The following is a 2,773-nucleotide window of genomic DNA, read 5'->3' as shown; positions in this document are numbered from 1 at the left end:
GGTCATTAATTCGGTCGCGGCTTGGCTGGAGGCGGTAGAGATGATTGGCTCACCCACCTCAACGTTTAAATTTAAAATAGTGCCGTCAATCGGAGCTGTTAGGGTTGAAGTTAATTTTGCGTCGCCCATCGAGGCTTCACCGCTACGAATTAATTCCAAGTTTTGACGTTTTTGCACCACATCAGCTAATTTTGACTTCAGTTCCGCTTGAGCTTGGACATAGTCGCCGTAGTTTTTAGGAATAATATTTTGTTGTACCAACCGTTCTAAATTGGCAACGTTTTGTTTTGCTGATTCTAAGCTGGCCTCACTTTGCATTAACATGGTGGTTGCTTCAGTGAGTGCTTGCGGAGTTGGGTTAGGGGTAATTTTAATTAATGGCGTACCTGCAGTCACGTGTTCACCGACCTGGTGGAAAACCTCGCCAACGATACCTTCAATTTGCGATTTGACGGAAACCGAGTGAGCAGGAACGATTTTTCCTACCGCGACGGCTTGTTTTTCAATTTGACCTAATTGTGCCGTGAGGGTTGGCAGTGAAGCTTTGGGCTGAGAAAAATGTGAGTTAACCCAATAACCACTGCCGATTAATACGATGCCGACTGCAATCCAGCGTTTTTTCATGTTAGGTTCCGTAAGTGAGATAAGATCATGAACGTATGATGGTAAATTGATGATTAGGTTCCGCAGATAATCATCAGACAGTGCTTTGTGAAAGCTATCTGTGGGTCTTAATACGCCAGATAGCCTAACTGACCATAACCTCGTTTGTCACTTAGTGATGTGTCTTGAAATGTACGTTTGTGTATTGCTAAACACAGGAAGTGAGTGAATCAAAGCCTTAGACGATTAAGCGAGGGAGATAAAAAAGCCACAACCTAAGTGACGTTGTGACTTTTTGTGCGAAGTTTTGCGTTGTGTTAGGTATTGGTTGTATCAGTCGCTAGCGTTTATTGCGTAAATAGCGTTTACGACGCTCTTCTTTTATTTTCGCTTTTTCTTCCGCTTTGCGGATTTCTTCTTGTTCAACTTCGATTAATTCATTTGGGATCATCTCTGGGTGTTCTAAGGTAATTTGCCCAAGTACCCCTTGACGAAGTTCATGTAACAGAATTTCCGATGCTTTATGCAAATCAACTCGTCCACCAGCGCGCAGCGCGCCTCGTTTTTGGCCGATTGCTTCCATCCATTCCACATCAGACTGCGGTGTGCCATCAACTTGATAACGTGCGGTGAGTTTGTCGGCATAATATTTGGCGAGATACTCGACTGTGTAAAACGCGACATCTTCGTACTCCATTGCGGTATCTTTAATCGCGCCTGTCGCGGCAAGGCGAAACCCACTATGAGGGTTTTCAACTTTCGGCCATAAAATACCGGGAGTATCAGATAGCACGATACCATTTTGTAAATTGATCCGTTGTTGGCGACGTGTCACCGCCGGTTGGTTACCGGTTTGGGCAATCGCTCGACCAGCCAACGTATTGATGATGGTGGACTTACCCACGTTAGGGATCCCCATGATCATGGTGCGGACATTTTTACCCACTTCTTCACGATGGGGAACCAGTTTGCGACACAAATCGAGAATTCGATGCACTTCTTGTGGATTCGCCGTGGTGATGGCCATCGCTTTCACCCCTTGCTCTTGCTCTAAATGAGCAATCCACAGCTCGGTCATTTCGGGATCCGCTAAATCACGCTTATTCAGTACCTTAACGCAAGGTTTGTCACCGCGAAGTTGAGAAATGAGCGGGTTTTCACTGCTATAAGGAATGCGTGCATCAAGCACTTCGATAATCACATCAATTTGCGGAATGACTTCTTCAATTTCTTTACGAGCCTTGTGCATATGGCCCGGAAACCATTGAATTTTATTGTTAACCATTTGAAAAATATACCTTTTGTTTTTATGGTTAAGCTGGTGGATTATCAAGTGGGATACCAAAAGAAAAAATCAGATAGTGGGGTACTAGAAGTACTTTAAGTGTCACCTGAAGCCACGACAGCATTGTTGTGATCATTTTAACACTTTAACGGTTAGGACGAAAATCTTAGTCACTTTAAAAATCTAACAAGCCAATTTAGACATAGTGCCATTCGGGATAGTCGAAATGTTTTTAGTACCTATCGGAGATAGTGAAAGAAATGAAACATATTAGTCTATGGTATGATTTGTATATTTTACATGTGGTGATTGATATTCAACCCATTGCATTTTATGCAAAAATAGTTTAGTAACTTAAAATTTTTTTGAGATAACTTAATAAATAGTGATTTGCATCAAGAAATTAGTGCAAAAATATACTTACTGTTAGGCACCATTGTGGAATGAGATGGGGTCTGGTGGCCCTCTTGGTCTTCAAAACCAAAGTGAGCCGCACAGGCTTTGGTAGGTTCGATTCCTGCCTCTTCCGCCAATTATGTCACTATATCAATCGCCTTCGTAGTGACCTTGTTGCATTGATAAGATAACAAGGAATCATTTTGAACTCACAATCACCCCAGCTTTCAGAGGTGAGTGCTTCTCGCATCAATTACCGTCTTCCCCAAGTCGAACAGTTACTACAACTTGCTATTCTTGCTCCTTTTATCAGTCAACTGAGCCGTCCTGTTGTCACCGATATTATTCGAACTGAGCTGGCGAGCATTCGTCAGTCCGAAGCTTTCAAGACCAAAGGGGCTCAGCATATCGATATTAATCTGCGCATTGTGCAGCGCTGTGAGCGCGTATCGTTACAACGTCAGCATCGAGTGATCAATGCCACTGGTA

General features: G+C 43.2%; 2 protein-coding genes, 1 tRNA gene and 1 pseudogene. 2 read left to right on the top strand and 2 right to left on the bottom strand.

Annotated features, from left to right (window positions below; all coding sequences use genetic code 11):
- Both B7C60_RS18640 and ylqF read right to left on the bottom strand, forming a co-directional pair.
- On the bottom strand, window positions 1–624 hold a 624-nt coding region (locus tag B7C60_RS18640), incomplete at its 3' end, for an efflux RND transporter periplasmic adaptor subunit (protein ID WP_425445500.1).
- Between the two features lie 319 nt (window positions 625–943).
- The gene (gene ylqF / locus B7C60_RS08755; RefSeq protein ID WP_099611313.1) at window positions 944–1,888 is read right to left on the bottom strand and encodes a ribosome biogenesis GTPase YlqF; all 945 of its coding nucleotides are present in this window, start codon (window positions 1,886–1,888) and stop codon (window positions 944–946) included.
- 440 nt (window positions 1,889–2,328) lie between these two features.
- On the opposite strand from ylqF, the gene B7C60_RS17050 reads away from it, so the two are divergent.
- Together B7C60_RS17050 and B7C60_RS18635 are read left to right on the top strand one after the other, a co-directional pair.
- Window positions 2,329–2,420 (top strand) — tRNA-Sec (locus tag B7C60_RS17050).
- Window positions 2,421–2,487: 67 nt separating this feature from the next.
- Window positions 2,488–2,773 (top strand): annotated as a pseudogene (locus B7C60_RS18635) (L-seryl-tRNA(Sec) selenium transferase); the annotation flags it as partial.

The sequence above is a fragment of the Vibrio fujianensis genome (assembly GCF_002749895.1).
Taxonomy (GTDB): Bacteria; Pseudomonadota; Gammaproteobacteria; order Enterobacterales; family Vibrionaceae; genus Vibrio; species Vibrio fujianensis.
Note: the sequence above shows the minus strand (reverse complement) of the source record. Positions and strands in the feature narration are given on the sequence as shown.